Annotated in this window: 15 protein-coding genes and 1 pseudogene; 6 read left to right on the top strand and 10 right to left on the bottom strand. The window is 36.9% G+C overall.

Going from position 1 to position 14375, the window contains the following annotated elements; genetic code table 11:
• Nucleotides 1-127 precede the first annotated feature (127 nt).
• Both IEV91_RS00140 and IEV91_RS00135 read right to left on the bottom strand, forming a co-directional pair.
• A complete protein-coding gene (locus IEV91_RS00140) occupies nucleotides 128-946 on the bottom strand; it encodes a VOC family protein (protein WP_188494845.1) in 819 nt (272 codons plus the stop codon).
• Between the two features lie 501 nt (nucleotides 947-1447).
• Nucleotides 1448-2194 (bottom strand): restriction endonuclease, encoded by a 747-nt coding sequence (locus tag IEV91_RS00135; RefSeq protein ID WP_188494843.1) that lies wholly within the window; start codon nucleotides 2192-2194, stop codon nucleotides 1448-1450.
• Nucleotides 2195-2452: 258 nt separating this feature from the next.
• On the opposite strand from IEV91_RS00135, the gene IEV91_RS00130 reads away from it, so the two are divergent.
• The 3 genes from IEV91_RS00130 to IEV91_RS22015 all read left to right on the top strand — a co-directional run bounded on the left by IEV91_RS00130 (nucleotide 2453) and on the right by IEV91_RS22015 (nucleotide 4839).
• Nucleotides 2453-3217 carry a BRCT domain-containing protein gene (locus tag IEV91_RS00130; protein WP_188494841.1) on the top strand — a complete coding sequence of 255 codons (765 nt, stop codon included), beginning with the start codon at nucleotides 2453-2455 and terminating at the stop codon, nucleotides 3215-3217.
• A gap of 66 nt (nucleotides 3218-3283) precedes the next feature.
• Nucleotides 3284-3781, top strand: coding sequence for a hypothetical protein (locus IEV91_RS00125; protein WP_188494839.1), 498 nt, complete (start codon nucleotides 3284-3286; stop codon nucleotides 3779-3781).
• Between the two features lie 581 nt (nucleotides 3782-4362).
• The gene (locus IEV91_RS22015) at nucleotides 4363-4839 is read left to right on the top strand and encodes a type II toxin-antitoxin system PemK/MazF family toxin (RefSeq protein ID WP_188495432.1); all 477 of its coding nucleotides are present in this window, start codon (nucleotides 4363-4365) and stop codon (nucleotides 4837-4839) included.
• A gap of 283 nt (nucleotides 4840-5122) precedes the next feature.
• On the opposite strand, the gene IEV91_RS00115 is transcribed toward IEV91_RS22015, so the two are convergent.
• The 3 genes and pseudogenes from IEV91_RS00115 to IEV91_RS00105 form a co-directional block, all read right to left on the bottom strand.
• Complete coding sequence (locus IEV91_RS00115; protein WP_188494837.1) at nucleotides 5123-5947, bottom strand: phosphoenolpyruvate hydrolase family protein; 825 nt, start codon at nucleotides 5945-5947, stop codon at nucleotides 5123-5125.
• Nucleotides 5913-7177 (bottom strand): annotated as a pseudogene (locus IEV91_RS00110) (Tm-1-like ATP-binding domain-containing protein). Before IEV91_RS00110 ends, IEV91_RS00115 begins: the two are co-directional and overlap by 35 nt.
• Nucleotides 7178-7267: 90 nt before the next feature.
• Nucleotides 7268-8467 (bottom strand): phosphoenolpyruvate hydrolase family protein, encoded by a 1200-nt coding sequence (locus IEV91_RS00105; RefSeq protein WP_188494835.1) that lies wholly within the window; start codon nucleotides 8465-8467, stop codon nucleotides 7268-7270.
• Between the two features lie 254 nt (nucleotides 8468-8721).
• Between IEV91_RS00105 and IEV91_RS00100 the strand changes: the two genes are divergently transcribed.
• The gene (locus IEV91_RS00100) at nucleotides 8722-9300 is read left to right on the top strand and encodes a hypothetical protein (RefSeq protein WP_188494833.1); all 579 of its coding nucleotides are present in this window, start codon (nucleotides 8722-8724) and stop codon (nucleotides 9298-9300) included.
• Nucleotides 9301-9390: 90 nt separating this feature from the next.
• Here IEV91_RS00100 and IEV91_RS00095 read toward each other — a convergent pair whose 3' ends face one another.
• The 3 genes from IEV91_RS00095 to IEV91_RS00085 form a co-directional block, all read right to left on the bottom strand.
• Nucleotides 9391-9933: a PadR family transcriptional regulator gene (locus IEV91_RS00095; RefSeq protein ID WP_188494831.1), complete on the bottom strand. Its 543-nt coding sequence runs from the start codon at nucleotides 9931-9933 to the stop codon at nucleotides 9391-9393.
• Between the two features lie 52 nt (nucleotides 9934-9985).
• The gene (locus IEV91_RS00090; RefSeq protein WP_188494829.1) at nucleotides 9986-11149 is read right to left on the bottom strand and encodes a YhgE/Pip domain-containing protein; all 1164 of its coding nucleotides are present in this window, start codon (nucleotides 11147-11149) and stop codon (nucleotides 9986-9988) included.
• A gap of 409 nt (nucleotides 11150-11558) precedes the next feature.
• Nucleotides 11559-11879, bottom strand: a complete 321-nt coding sequence (locus IEV91_RS00085) for a hypothetical protein (protein ID WP_188494827.1) — start codon at nucleotides 11877-11879, stop codon at nucleotides 11559-11561.
• A 343-nt stretch (nucleotides 11880-12222) separates the two neighbouring features.
• On the opposite strand from IEV91_RS00085, the gene IEV91_RS00080 reads away from it, so the two are divergent.
• Both IEV91_RS00080 and IEV91_RS00075 read left to right on the top strand, forming a co-directional pair.
• On the top strand, nucleotides 12223-12552 hold the full coding sequence (locus IEV91_RS00080) for a PadR family transcriptional regulator (protein WP_188494825.1): 330 nt from the start codon (nucleotides 12223-12225) through the stop codon (nucleotides 12550-12552).
• Nucleotides 12552-13229 carry a DUF1129 family protein gene (locus tag IEV91_RS00075; RefSeq protein WP_188494823.1) on the top strand — a complete coding sequence of 226 codons (678 nt, stop codon included), beginning with the start codon at nucleotides 12552-12554 and terminating at the stop codon, nucleotides 13227-13229. Before IEV91_RS00080 ends, IEV91_RS00075 begins: the two co-directional genes overlap by 1 nt.
• Nucleotides 13230-13300: 71 nt before the next feature.
• Here the strand turns inward: IEV91_RS00075 and IEV91_RS00070 are convergent, their stop codons facing one another.
• The gene (locus IEV91_RS00070; protein WP_188494821.1) at nucleotides 13301-13759 is read right to left on the bottom strand and encodes a GNAT family N-acetyltransferase; all 459 of its coding nucleotides are present in this window, start codon (nucleotides 13757-13759) and stop codon (nucleotides 13301-13303) included.
• Nucleotides 13760-13808: 49 nt separating this feature from the next.
• The gene (locus IEV91_RS00065; protein ID WP_188494819.1) at nucleotides 13809-14234 is read right to left on the bottom strand and encodes a MarR family winged helix-turn-helix transcriptional regulator; all 426 of its coding nucleotides are present in this window, start codon (nucleotides 14232-14234) and stop codon (nucleotides 13809-13811) included.
• Nucleotides 14235-14375: the final 141 nt, after the last annotated feature.

Below are 14375 nucleotides of genomic sequence, written 5' to 3'. Positions count from 1 at the left end.
TTTGATGGAGCTGATAGAAATAAATGACTCAACTGTTTAAAAACTTAATTTTGTTTTCTGTGTCTACCACAATAAGATCAGCGTCTTCAAACATTCAAGAACCATTATTAATCACCCTCGCCATGTATTAGAATATATTCTTTCCCCAATACCCGTTTAACTTATTGATCATTTTGCGTTCCTCTGCGCCCTTGAAATTAACTAAAAACGGTGTTTCTCCTCTTTCGGTCAAAACATCCTGAGCTATGCCTCGACCATTTGGTGTACAAAATATCAATTTACTTTCAGACAGTTCTAATTCCCTATAACTCGCACTTAATATTTTTGATTGATAGGTTTCTCCTGGAGTTCCATCTATGAGTCTAGCCCACTTATTGACGGTTTCATCTAAGTTTCGAACTGCAATACCTACACTTTCTATTTTCAGATTATCGGCTATATGTTTACCCACTAAGCCTTTGTCTTTAAATGATGCATATCGGACATCGTCGGTTTCTTCCCACTGGATAAAGAATGGGAGTTGAAGCGTGCTTGCTGGGTCCTCTGGAAATAGCAAGGACCATTTAAGAACTTCGCCCTCTTGAGTCATTCTTTCACCTGGAAAGGGACCGAAAACTGCTAATCCCTGCTTCTTAAATTTCTCTGCAAGCTCTTCTATATGATTAGTTCGAATCGCAATTCTTGCTGGACCTTCACCATTGCCTTCAGACATTGCTTCTACTATGTGAATAATAAGGCGATTGTGTTTCTCCTTCTTAGCTATTGACACGTTTTTTATCCCTATGAATTCAATATAGCTTAACCCGAAGTAGGCAAGACTATTGTATGTCCCCCATTTTTCATGACGGCCACCCTGGATAGCATGAATTCCCATGCCTTTTAGTTCGTCTATAGCAGCTTCAGGTTTATGAGCAAACCATACGAGGTGATCTAAGCTTAAAGTCATAGTACCCCCACTTTCTTGTCAGTTGTATTTTTCAGAATTATTTACTTTTATATAACCACCCTTATTCTTATGAGTCAACGGAAATCCCCAGTTCCATTACCTTATAGTTATTTGACAATTCAAAAAACACTTCAAACTTAATAACATAAACTCTACCACATTTTCCATCCTACTACTCTCATAATAATCACAGATGGGAGGATACACAATTCACCTAGTTCTGAGTATTCTACGCATTTCCCTATGAACATTCATATTATTTAAATCACCAACATTGATTTATTTATAGATTACGAGAAAGAGAATAAAAGATTAGAAACTTTAAAAACTGCCTTCACTCTACCAATGTTGTTCTATTTCTCTGAAATCTTTAATGAAATGCATCTCATTTTCTGCCCCCATCGTATTTCATAAAAACTTCCTCCCGTGAAATAAGTTCCTTTGCTTGCTGATTTCAAAGTAAAAACGAGACAGGAATTTTCTTGTCTCGGTTTTACTCCATTAAGAGCTTCTTTTCTCTTTTCTAAATCGTAATAATAGTAACCGTCTCTTCTTTAATGCATCATGATACTGTTGTAATAATATTCGTAGTCCCTCACGATCAACCAATTTTACATGATTTCTTACTGCCGTTTTTATCGCAGCATCTGTAAAATACCTATTTGTAATCACCATTTTCTTATCAGCTTTCCAGTATCCTGCGCCACCAACGACTTCATTAATCGCTTTAACACCCACTGTTTTTCCTTCGCCATAGCATTTAGCCTGTATTGCAGTTAATGTTTTGTTCTTTATCATTTTTACATCTACACCAAAATCCCCCGAAGATGGTGTTACTTCAGTATAATATCCTAAACCATCAAACAATTTTGCCAAAAACACCTCAAATTCAGTGCCTGTCATCCGATCAATATGTTCTATGTCTTCAATTGTTCGTCTTGAACCATACCCTTTTGGAATATAAATTTTCTTAGACAAAGCTTGTACTAATTCCCATAAAAATTTGCTAAAAAAAGTTAATGTGAAACATAAATACCCGATAATTGCTACCACTCCAACGATTTCTTGTGGGCTTTCACATAGAGCTATTGCACCAACAAAGCAAAGAAAATGCAGTTTAACCTTTTCATCAAACTTCCAATATTTGATCTTGTTTGTTCGTTTCCAAGCTTTGTGCAGCCCTAATACTCTCCAGAAAATAGATAGACCTATAATCCATACAAAAATAAATCTAATCACTTCATTCATCCTTTTACCAATCCAAGATTTTCTTATTTTTTCCTATAAAGTTAAATACCAAACACACAAACTGTAATAAATAACCATATCCACACTTCCAAGTTCCCATTTTCTAGTGTATAATCAAATGACAAAGACCTTTTTATGATCTTCAAACAAACGATTAATCGTTACTTAAACAAAACTAACCATATACTTACACCAAGACATGCTAACTTTTAATTGCGTGTCTTTTTTTGTGAATATTTAACAATTAAGGAGGGTCTGATGGATTTTATAACGATTGATTTTGAGATTGCCAATAATAATCTTAATAGCGCATGTTCTTTAGGCATGGTTTTTGTTAATGAGAGTAAAATTGTAGATGAAAAGTATTATTTAATTCAGCCTCCTGAATTAAAATTAGATAATAGAATGTCCGCAGTTCATGGAATCAGTACAAGAGCTTGTAGAGGAGAAGGAATAGGCAACTCGCTTGAGGAACGCGCTAAAAGATTTGGTGTAAATCTGAATGACCATCATAATGCCTTATCCGACGCGAGAGCTTGTGCTGAGCTTGTCCTAGCTTGCATCAAAGCTAAAAAACGGAAATCATTCGCCTCCTATTGTTCTACCTACAGCAGTCTTTCTGAAAAGACATTTAGTGAATTGAAATTTCAAAGTACTTTTATGAAGAGAAATAATAGATTTAAAAAAATAAATATAACTGATCTCACTCCCTCACATACTGATTTTGATAGTCGACATCCATTTTTTGATAAACAAATGGTATTCACAGGTGAACTTGAGAAATTAGATAGAAAAGAAGCTATGCAAAAGGTTATTGATGTTGGAGGGATAATAAAGAGTGGTATCAGTAGGAAGACCGATTATCTAGTAGTTGGTAAACAAGACAAATCATTAGTTGGAGATGATGGACTTAGTACAAAAGAAGAAAAAGCCTATGACCTTATCAAAAAAGGTTATGGTATAAACATCATTAAAGAGGACGAGTTTTTCGACTTATTAGAACAAAAGACTTTAAGCGTCTGAAACCTAAAATTCATAAAAAATTTTTCACATCATCCATGTCAGAAAAATAAACAGGAGTAAATTTAGGTGGAAATAAATACCGATCTAATTCAAATTCAGTGGGAAGGTCCATATAAATTAATTGATCTTGTTACAATAAGAAATGAAGAATATGATTATGGTCTTTATCAAATATATGGAAAACATCCGATATATGGTAGCAATGTATTGCTTTATATCGGAAAAGCAGATAGTCAAACATTTGGAATAAGAATATCTCAGGAGAATTGGGTTGACACCAATGATTCCAATAATATAAGTATATATGTTGGCAAACTACATGGTGAAGGTACTCCTTCAGAAGAACAATGGTCAAAAGAAATTGACTTGGCTGAACGACTTTTAATCTATGTCCATAAACCAGCCTATAATGCTAGAAGTGTTTCGTCATTTCCTAATACCAAATTACAATCTATACATATTCTAAATTGGGGAGATCATAGAGACCTTTTACCTGAGGTTTCTGGACTAAGATATACAAGCAAATTAGATCATTTTGAATACAAGCCATATAAATGGGAGTAAAACGAGCTACTCCCTTTTCTTCATTATATAAAATTTTCAAAAAATAGTTTTTACATTCTAAATGGTTAAATTTCCATTTTTCTAATCCTCTAAGTATTCCTCCGCCATGGCGTAGACTTACAGAGGCCTTTTATTTACTCCAATACCCTTTTGTATCATGCACCGCTCATCAACACACAATGGGTACTGTACTTGGACTTAAAAAACATAAATACATATTGAATACCCATTCCAATTATCCCTTCAAATAACTACAATATGACGCCCTAAAAAATCAAAGCCCGTCGTTCATTAACCATCATTTTTTTGAAGGGTTGCTATACTATTGAGTATCCAAAGTAGCAGTGATCCGTGGAATTTTCAATATGTTTATTAAACATTTAAATGAAGAAAAGTACTAGAAAATCAATTGCTCAGTTTTCCAGGGCTCATAGACTTCCACTATAAAAGGAAAATCAAATTTATTCAACAGTTGCTCTAACACCACAAATTTTTGAGAGATTTTTATAAAATTGATGGAACATATTCTTCATATCAGTGGACATATTTTACCATAATGAATACAATAAAAGGGAACGTATATTTGTATTGCGGGGTGGACATTTTGGGGTTATCAATATAATCGACATCAACTGGCTTTAAAATGGACAGGACTACAAGCTATTATCAATGATAACTATGGTGGAGAAATTAATTTTCATATTCCAAGACGATCAATTTGTACTGTTTTCTTAGGTGAAAATATAGGATATGAAAAATCAGGTCAACGTCCAGCTGTTGTGGTATCTGTAGATAGTAGTAATAAAACGAGTGGAAATGTTTGTATCGCCCCATTAACCAAGGCTCTTAATAAAAAAACTGATAGAACGGTCAAGTTATTAAAATCACAATATATTTTGTACAAAAAAAATTACAAGTTGAATTATGACTCTGTTGTTCAATGCGAAGATATTAGAATCATTAGCAAAGCAAGGATTGGTAATATCTTCGATTATGTTACCCACACAGATATGAAGCAAATTGACCGAAGATTAAAGTATTTCCTTGATCTTAAGTAACCAAGATTTGATTAATTCTCTTGACTATGAAGGTGTAAAGTATATAATTTTTGTAGTTACATATAATTATATCGTCTGCTAGTCATTTGGACTATTCGTAGACAGACGTTAAGTTTACTATCGCTTGCCTTAGATCGCAAGCAGACGGGGGCCCCTCCTGATGGAGGGGACTTTTTATATAGTCAAAAAATACCTTAAAGCTTCTCAAAAACCTTAGGGACCTGGTGCCTAGACCCATTAAAATTTGCTATAGCTAAAATGAGAACTGTCCCTAATTATCCTTTTAACCTTTTATCTTTTTAAACGCTTTGGTTTGTTCTTTAATGCCTTTTTCGGCTGCAAACCGTTCAATGCTTGAGGCGCCGAAAAAGCCTACAATACCTTCGACTCTTTGAATGACGTAATCAGCATCTTCTGGTTCAGCGATACGCCCACCGTGGCAAATCACCAGTATTTCTGGATTAACTTTTTTTCCTGCATTGACGATGCCTTGGATTCGCTCAACACAATTATCTAATGTCAAAGCTGTTTTTGCCCCAATAGTACCTTTAGTGGTCAATCCCATGTGAGCCACAAGAATGTCTGCACCAGCTTTGGCCATCTTAGTGGCTTGTGCTTCATCAAAGACATAAGGTGTTGTTAACATATCTAGTACATGAGCTTTTCGGATCATTTCCACTTCAAGATCATAGCCCATGCCTGTTTCTTCAAGGTTTTGACGAAATACACCATCAATGAGGCCAACGGTCGGGAAATTTTGAACACCACTGAAGCCTTGATCTTTTAATTGTTTGAGGAAGACGTCCATCACTCTAAAAGGATCTGTACCATTAACGCCCGCTAAAACAGGGGTATGATCCACTACCGGTAACACTTCCCCACCCATTTCTACAACGATAGCGTTGGCATCTCCATAAGAGAGTAAGCCTGCAAGTGAGCCACGGCCGGCCATTCGATAACGTCCAGAATTATAAATAATCAGCATATCCGCTCCGCCCGCTTCACTGCTTTTGGCGGTGATCCCCGTACCTGCGCCAACACCTAATAATATTTCTCCATTTTCTACTTTTTTCCTAAACTCTTTTAGTATTGTTTCTCTTGATAGCATTTGAGTTTTCCCCTTTCTTATTTTCAATGAGATGCAACAACCTCTCGGCTGCCGCTATTGCAAAGGCTTGATCATTAATGTGAAGAGGCTTTTCGATAATCTCAACACCATTTGTGTCGATGTTTCTTTTTAAACTTGAGATTAGCGCTTGATCCTCTTCTGGTCCATAAAAAGCTTGTCCTTCTATGTCTAGACCGGAAAACCCTTTCAAAGGGATCATTAAAGTCGTATGTCCTTTTGCCAAATTTAACTTTCTAGCGATGATTTCACCTAACTTATAATTTTCTTCAACCGTTGTTCTCATAAGCGTTACCGTCGGATTATGTTGGTAAAAGTGACGGCCCTCAAATGCATGAGGTACAGAATCACGGGGTCCAAAGTTAACCATATCTAAGGCACCAAGAGAAACGACTTGTGGTACGCCACATTTCGAAGCGGCTTCAAGACGATTTGGACCGGCGTTTAACACACCGCCAACGGATTCATCCGCCCATTCCGTCGTCGTCATATCAAGGACACCCTCAAAAAATCCATTTTCAATTAAGTGTTCCATTGTCTTTCCACCAACACCGGTGGCATGAAACACAAGCACTTCATAGCCTTTTTCTTCTAGATAGCTTTTGGCATAATTAATACAAGGGGTAGTTAGTCCAAACATGGTGGCTGCAATCAGGGGTTTCTTCTCCAGCTTATTTTTCTGTTCAAACTGAAGCATCCCACAAGTGGCAAAGACAGCATTTGTAAAAATTTTAGTTGAAACACGTTCAACCCAGCAACATCAACAATGGAAGGCATCATGACGATATCACTTGTACCAACGTAGGGTTGGATATTTCCAGAGGCAACGGTGGAAACCATGACTTTTGGCACCCCCACTGGTAAGGCCCTCATGCCAGGGGTAACAATAGATGTGCCGCCTGTGCCACCAAGGGATAAAATGCCGTCAAACTCACCTTTTTCATAGAGCCTTGGTAATAACTTCTCCATCCCCTTAGCAAGAACTTCTGTAGCTCTCGCTCTTCCTTTTCCTTCTACAGCGATTTCTCGTATGTCTTCTCCAGCCGCTGCTGCAACTTCTTCATGGGATACATCGGGTGTAAACTCTGGATCATACACACCAGTATGAATGGTAAAGGTGTTAAATCCTAATGATTCAATGAGTTCTTTAACAAATAAAAATTCTTTCCCCTTGGAATCAAACGTTCCAGCTAATGCTATAGTCTTAGCCACTCGAATCACTCCCTTATCAATATTTATAGCCCCTTCCTAATATTTAATGTTATCGCTTTCATAAGAGATTTTACATGTCTTTTTGTTTTATCATTTTGTCTTTATGTTATGTAAGTACGCTCTCGGACTCACACCAATTTTCTTCTTAAAAATCTTACTGAACGGCGCATATTCTGAGTACCCAACCATTTGAGCAACGAGGGTTAAGGGGAGCTCTTTTTCTTGCAGGATTTCGATGGCTCGGTTCAAACGGAAATGAATCAAATAATCTTTAAACGAAATCCCCATTTCTTTTTTAAATAGAGTGCTTAAAAAAGACCTTGAGAGGTTCATAATATCCGATAATTCATTCAATGAAATTTCTTCTTGGTAATGTGCCGTAATATATTTTCTAATAAAATCGATATAGTCTGCTTGTGTGCTCATACCACTAATAATTTTTTGAACTAATGCATCATATTTAATATCACTGGTTGTTTTAAAGGATTGTGTGACACTTGAAATCATATACTCAGCGGGAATTCTTTCAAAAACCGAACCTCCAATATAACCATTGATGTCTGTTCCGTCATACATAAATTGGACATCCACGGGTTTATTAACAGGGCCACCATAAATCATCTTGATTACACTTGGCTTAAGTGTATGACAAACATTAAAGATGTCAGTGGCTAACTTCTTCGCCGTTTGCAAAGATTTTATTTGCTTAGCACCAAGGACGCCACCCGTTGTCAAGCCGAGATGAACACAAATAACGTCAGCACCTGCCTCCACCATCTGAATCGCCTGTGCTTGATTGAAGACAAAAGCGACTGTAAAGAGACCTATTTCACTCCCAATACGGATGGCTTCAACTTCTCTTTCAAAAACTATTCCCTCTGTTTTTAACGCCTCTCCAAATTCCCCATCGATCAAGCCAATCGTCGGATAATTATTGATACCATCAAAACCACTCTTTTTTATCCATTGAATATAGTTTCTTAGGTTAATATGCGGGTCGGTGGCAAAGAGACCAAAGATAATGGGTATTTGAATAGATTTTGGTAACAATTCCTTCATACCAAAGGCCATAACAACATCATTACTATTAGAAAAGGGTAAATAAGCCGCCAGTGAGCTGACGCCTTTTTGTCTAAAATATCCAGAACTTAAGGCTAAGATAAAATCAGCACCGCCTGCTTCAGCGTATTTCGCCGTTAACCCAGATCCTGTCGAAACACCTAAGATATGACGGTTGGTTTTAAGTTGTTTTTGCAGTTGAGCTATGATTTCAGATCTTGCCTTTTTCATCCTTACTCACCTGTTTCATTAAACTTACAATTCCAACTCACTTCATTCGTATTGCTAGTTTTGGCTAAATGCCTTTTCCTGTTAACTCCATCGTATCACAGCCTTAACGGTAAATCTCTAGTTATCCTCCTCGTTTTAATGGACTAGCATAACTAACCTCTAACTTGTGATCAAACACTTATTAAACTGGTTCCAAGTATAACTTTAATTGTAAAAGGAAAATATGAGGATAAAAATTAAGGTGAGGATTGATCATGAACATAGATTCTGGAAAACAAGAACTGCTTCATAAGCTAGTTAATATACAAGAGCGTTTAACAGATACAGAATTCCACTATTGGAAGATCTATTCAGACTACGGAACATGGCAATTTTGGGTCAATATATTAATGCTGATTATTCCATTAATTGTCCTCTATTTTGCAATCGACAGAGAAAGAATATTCCTTTTGGGCTTCTATGGAATGCAAATTCATGTATGGTTTACTTATTTGAACAGTGTAGGTCTCCGAATGGGTTGGTGGGATTACCCCAATCGTATTGCCCCCATCTTCCCTTTTTTTAGCTTTAGTGCATCGTTTATTCCCGTTATTTATATATTGGTCTATCAGTGGACGCTTAATCATCAAAAGAATTTCTATCTCTATACATTGATTACTTCGGTGATTATTTCTTTTATTATTATGCCAATATTTGTAGCTACAAATTTCTTTGTTTTATTTAAATGGATAAACTATGGATGGCTGTTGGTATTTATAGTGATTGTGTTCCTTTGGTCTAAATTAATCACGAATGTGTTTATTTTCATGCAAAAAAGAATAAAAAAGGCCTGAGCCCAATTTTCAGGCCTTTCCATTTTTCTCATCGTCCAACCTTACATAATAAAGCTGTAGGAATTCAATTTCCCACAGCTTTTTCTTTGGTTATTCATAGTTTTTTATAAACTCGAGGAGCTTTTCCATCCATTCGATGTTGAAATCAATACTCTTAAAAGAATGTTCACTGATGAATTGAACCGACTTATTTAATAATTTTTCATCGACGGGGGTGCCTTTTTCCTTCATCTCTTCGAAGGTTTGTCGACGTTTTTTTTCTTGCTTGATCGTCTCTTCAAAAAAGACGGCGACTTTACTAGTATCCACAAAATCCAACAAATAAATCGCAATATATAAGTCTTTAATATGCGTGATTTTTTTAAAGCAATTATAGATTTCTTCTTCAAGGTATTGCTTCCCTAGTGGCGTGATTGCATACAGTGTTTTATCGGGACGTCTTTCCTCATGAACAACTTCGGCCGTTTCAATGTACCCTTTTTTCTGAAGTGCCTCAATTTGGTAATAGAACTTGCCATCACTAATGGAAACGAAACTAATATCAGGTAGGGCATCCACTAATCTCTTTTTTATCATATAAGGATAGTCATTACCCTTGGCTAAAGTTCCTAATATATATAATCGAATGGACACGCTCCAAACTCCTCCCTATAAAAACAATGCTCATGCCACTATCATAACAAAATTAGGACTGGGATGGCACGCTTTCAGTAGGCGTTTCTTTTCCTCGACGATGAACCAACGCCACAACAAGCACATTAATAATGACAACCACAACGCCAATCAATACCAAATGCCATTCATAATTGGCTAAGCGTCCGCCGCCAAAGAGCAGGCTATAGTCAGATTGCACGCTGTAATACATAGGGGAAATATAGCTCATCAATTTATATGGAAGGTACATCATTTCCCGCGGTAAAACAGAACCATTGGCAATCACTTGAATGAGCATGATCGGTAGATTGATAATCATCCCTAACTGTCCAAAGAGTAGGCAGAAAACTGACGTAAATTCAAGGGCCACAATTAACTCTAACGCATGATGGAACCAAAGTTGGAGGAATGTTCCGCCACCATATCCATGGATAAGATAGAGAATCGAAATACCAATCAGCGGTGCGATTACTGCGATGATCAGAGCCACCGTTTGATGATAGAAAATGGCTTTCCACTTCCCAATAACTTTACTTACTCCCTTAAAGACCCCTGATAAGGTGAGAGAAGCGATCATGGCTCCTACATAGGAGACAAGCGTTAAGAACATGGGTGCCATTTGATTGTGCATACCATCAGGCATTTTATGAACGGTAATGGTATTTGTATCTAAACTATTTTCGATAGAAGCGGCAAGCTGATCGGCTTGTTTTTCTGGCACATTGAGATTCGTCAAAATGCCTTTAGCTTTATTAACAGAGAATTGCTCACTGATTTTTGAATCGATTTGACTCGTGATGCTCGTGAGTGTACTCGTAATCATTGTTGGATTAGAGCCATTCACATAATAATCGATGTTCGGTTGCTTGTTTTCCGTGCTCTGCAAGTTCGCACTAAAATCACTTGGTATATGAATGACCATGCTTATTTTGCGATCTTCTAGTAAATCTTGAGTTTCTTTCAGTGTTTTATCCGTATCAATTTCTTTAAACGGCAGTGATTCTTTCAATTGCTTGGCAATGGCTTTTCCATAATGATCGTCATCATTGACGATGGCAACATGCAACTCATCAATATTTTTCGGTACAGCGCTATAGCCAGGAAGATAAATCACCATAAAAATAATTTGGTAAAAAATTGCCATGAACAGAGCAGCAATTACGCCCTGGTTCTTTAAAAATTTTCCGAAGCTCATCATATCACCCTTTTATCTCTATATACTAAAATAAAATTACTCAAATTTGAGTACAATGATTATAGTAAACCTATTAACGAAGGGTGTCAATCAAAACTTTTAAATGTGATGGCGTGTTTAGGTACAAATCCATAAATTATGGTGCCCGTGCTTGACATGTTCTTTACCTCTTTGCTAATCACAGCTTGATGTTCCACCATCTGTCCTCACAGGTTAAGGGTGTCACCAAGTGTTATGGCCAGTGGCTTCGTTTCTTGTCTTTCTACCATAAAACCTTGCCCCCCTACGTCATGAAGGCTTTCTTATAATGCAAAAAAAACCGTAGCTGCTGCAACACTAGGCAATACTACGGGGTTATTCCACAATTTTTATTGATGTCTTTTTATGAACGACTGCCTTCAGACTCCCTTTACCCATTACTCTGAGTTATATTGCTTTCCATCCTTCTTTTTTCTGCTCGGAAATTGATTAAGACTTCCCGAGCCTTTCTCTCATCCTGTTTACGAACAAGAAGACGTACCGGACTTTCGTAATATCCAAAGCAGTAGACATTATGCATGTTATATGGCATGTGATATTTAACTGAGATTCGCTTGGCCTTTAGAATCCAATAATAATCCATTGCTTCTCTCAACGTTGATTCTTTACCTTCGTATACGGTGACATATTTCTGCTTTTGATCTATAAAGTAAAGGATAATTAAACCTAAAATCGCTAGGCTCAGAATCATAGAAACCCTTCCCTCTAACTGTTCTTGGCAACCATCCTTTCCATTTATGCGACCGTTAATTCAGTTTTATATTCACTTCTTCCCCACTAGACACTCTCTTACTCAAGCCCCCTTTCACTATAGGGTCTCTAAATTATCCATATTAAGTGATTAATTTTCTCGTGATGCACCTTTTTTCCTAATTTTAGCGTCGAATTTCATCAAATAATGTATCCCATAATAGCCTCCTCTTGTGTTTCAAGAAAAATTTATGTACACTAGGAACAAAGCTATTTTGCATAACAAGATAGCTGATTTTAGAATGGGTATCTTGCTATACATAATAGATAAGGGATGTATGAATATGGCAATGAGAAGCCAGTTGTTAAAAGGGATCTTAGAGGGATGTATCTTATCCATTATTCATAAGGAAAGTGTTTATGGGTATGAGCTGTCACAAAAGCTCCAAGCCTTCGGTCTCAATGATGTCAGTGAAGGGTCTATTTATCCTATTCTGCTTCGCCTGCAAAAGGAGCAGTTCATCGAAGGGGAAATGAGGCCTTCGCCAACTGGGCCTAAGCGAAAGTATTATAAAACGACAGAAAAAGGTTTAGAGGCTTTAATCGCCTTTCAGCAAGAATGGAACAGCATTCAAAAACCCGTGGAAACCATTATTAATTGGGGGTTAAACTAATGCATGCGAAACAATTAATCGAAGAAAATAACCTTAAGCGAAATCAATTGACAGAGGAAAATGAGAAGTACTATGAGGATATGCTCATATATATCCGTACCCATCTGTTCATTTCTGAACAACAGACCGAAGAATTAGTCATGGAATTATTGGATCATTTAATTGAAGCTCAAGAAGCCGGTAAGTCAGCCCAAGACGTGTTTGGTGACGACCCAAAAACTTATTGTGATGACATGATCAAACATTTACCTAAAGAAAAAGGAAAAAGTGCAGCCGTTTTTATAGGCTACTTAATCCTTCAGTTTCTCGGTTTTTTCGCATTAGCAAGTGGTGCTGTCACCATCATCGCAAGCTTTTTTACACAAGTGAATCCTTCAATAGCCATTGGCTCTTCTCTTCTTACTTTCATCATTGATGCAGGTGTGATTTTCGCTGCCATTGCCTTCATTTTTGTGTGGATCAGGCGCTCCATGTTCAAAAGGTCTAATAAGATAAAAGACGGTATTGTCATCGGAAGTATCAGTGCTTTTACAATGGCCATCTTTATTTTCTGTCCCAGACTCATGCCATCCTTCGGCTATCGGATTGAAATCGGTGGATACGATTATCTTCTTGCTGGTCTGGCCATTATGGTTATTTCTAAAATCATTAATCGAAAGTTTCAAATAACTCAATAGGACTATCCTCTTAAGGAAGCAGTGTACATCAAAAAAGCTCAGTAGTGGGACTGAGCTTTTTCGTTTTTTTATTAAAACATCTTTTCGGCCTCAAATTCCAACCATTCATCAGCGGCTTTGAAACCAAACTTTTCATAGACGGGTCTCCCTAATTTAGAAGCTCCCAGCCATATTTTCATAACACCTAAGGCCTTCGCTTCCTCAACTAATTTCGTGAGGACCCGAGTGGCGATGCCCCTTCCCCGGTACGCCTCTTTTGTATACATATTCGTAATATAAGCCTTTTTTCCACTTTGATTGGTATACGACGGTGGGAATTCATAAAACATGACGGCCCCACATGCGATCATTTCTTCATTATCCTCTACTACCCATTGAATTAATGATTCATCACTGAGTTTATTTTTGAAAAAGAGATGGAGCTCAGAATCAATGTTAATACAAGGTTCGATTCCCTCATCGACTAATTGTTTTTTCCTTAATGCTATTAATGTATCTATATCATTAATCGTTGCCCTACGATAATTCACTTTCTTCACTTCCTTTTAAAATCCTGATAATGGTTAAAAAAAGTTTTTCTTAATTTCTTCCTACCGTTTTTGCTCGCTCCTGCATTAAGGCAAAAGCAGTAAAGATGAGTTGTCTTTCTTCATCACTCATTTTTTCAAAAAGAAGCCGTTTCAGTTTTTCTTCGTCGAGACTGGAATGGCGATGTAAAACATCGCTGCCCAAGTCGGTAAGCCTTAATATCACCTTGCGCTCATCCTTGGTACTCCGACTTTTAAAGACATAGCTTTTTTCTATTAAACGTTTAATATGTTCTGAAGCGGTATTGTGAGATACTTGGATGGCTTTAGCGATCTCTTTTATCCCGACTTCATTCTCCTTTTCAATCACTTGCATGATCCGAATGCTTTGGTGCGTTATTTTTTCCTCATGGTTATAGCGTAATTGATAGTAGATATCTGTCCAATGGTGATTTAACTGCTCAATTTCTTTTAACATATTCCCTCCAAAAATATCTTATATTAAGATTATATCTTATTATACGATATTTATAAAGTAAAAAACATTCTTCTTCATCATCATGTTCTTTACCTTAATGAAGAAGAATGTGTCATAGTCTATAGTTAAAGCAGATTATGG

The sequence above is a fragment of the Pullulanibacillus pueri genome, from assembly GCF_014639255.1.
Taxonomy (GTDB): Bacteria; Bacillota; Bacilli; order Bacillales; family Sporolactobacillaceae; genus Pullulanibacillus; species Pullulanibacillus pueri.
Note: the sequence above shows the minus strand (reverse complement) of the source record. Positions and strands in the feature narration are given on the sequence as shown.